The 1171-nt window shown below is 44.9% G+C and carries 2 protein-coding genes; both read right to left on the bottom strand.

All coding sequences use genetic code 11. The features are described from left to right. On the bottom strand, nucleotides 1-965 hold a 965-nt coding region (locus tag HMPREF2805_RS01090), incomplete at its 3' end, for a phage tail tape measure protein (protein ID WP_075231038.1). Between the two features lie 14 nt (nucleotides 966-979). Further along, nucleotides 980-1171, bottom strand: a 192-nt coding sequence (locus HMPREF2805_RS01085) for a hypothetical protein (protein ID WP_075231037.1), incomplete at its 5' end; no start/stop codon positions are given.

Raw genomic sequence — 1171 nt, 5'->3', positions numbered from 1 at the left:
CCAAGGATATCTGGAGCAGTTAGTCCAGCAAGTTTACCACCTGCTGCTAACCGGTTCGTCATCTCAACGATATCACGCTCAGTTGTCGCGAAGTTGTTACCCAAATCGACCACTGATGCCCCAAAACGTCCATATTCGTCCGATGTTAGACCAAGGATATTTGCAATCTTGGCAATGGCTGTCGCAGCTTCTTCAGCGCTCAAGTTAGTTGATTCTCCCATGTCAATCATGGTTCGAGAGAAGGTAAGGATATCCTCTGCTTTGATACCTAACTGACCAGCAACTTCTGCTACATTTGCGATTTCAACAGCACTAGCTGGCAATTCTTTAGCCATTTGACGAATGCCATCAGATAGGTTCTTGTAGGATACGGTTGCGGTCTCATCTACTGTCTTCTTGACGTCTGCAAAAGCAGATTCATAGTCGACAGCTGCTTTCGTGACCATACCAACACTAGCAACCAAAGGAAGAGTCAAGCCAGTAGTCAGCTTACCTCCCAAGCTCGAAACGTTGTCACCAAAAGTCTTGATTTTATCGCCACTTTTGATAAGTCCGTCTCCGAATTTATTGATGCGATTCGCAAAGCTATTCTCCTTACCAACCGCAATCAAGGCTTGTTGCACGCTACGAAGTTGACCTTCCATAGCTGCCAACTTAGCATTCTCACGCTCAATCTCAGCAGCAGCCTTGTCAAATTTAGCCGTACCAGGTTCGAGAGCGTCAAAGCTTTTCTTCATCTGGTCCAAAACACTTTTTTGCGCTTCAATCGCTTGACCAAGTGTCTTGTACTTAGCTTGAAGCAAGTCTGTGTTTTTCCCATTGTTTTTAAGGGAGCTGTCTAGCGCCTTTACATTGCTTTGAAAGTATTTAACCGCATTCTTAGCACCATTTAGAGTAGGATTGAACTTCGACACGTCCAGCCCTAGCTCGATATACATTTGACCTAACGGCGTTCCACCTGCCATTCAAATCCTCCTTTTTAAATCATTTCTAGAAAGTCAGCAAGATCCATGACTTCCTCAGCTTTAGCAGATTCAGTTTCACCAAGAACGCCCATCAGGTCCTCCCAGCTCGTATCCATAACGTCACGGATACTCATGCCGTATGGTCCTTCAGTTGCTTGTTTGACAAAACCATAAAACCGTTTCAGTGCTTCACTCGGCTTTATTTT

Source organism: Streptococcus sp. HMSC034E03 (genome assembly GCF_001811505.1).
GTDB lineage: Bacteria > Bacillota > Bacilli > Lactobacillales > Streptococcaceae > Streptococcus.
Note: the sequence above shows the minus strand (reverse complement) of the source record. Positions and strands in the feature narration are given on the sequence as shown.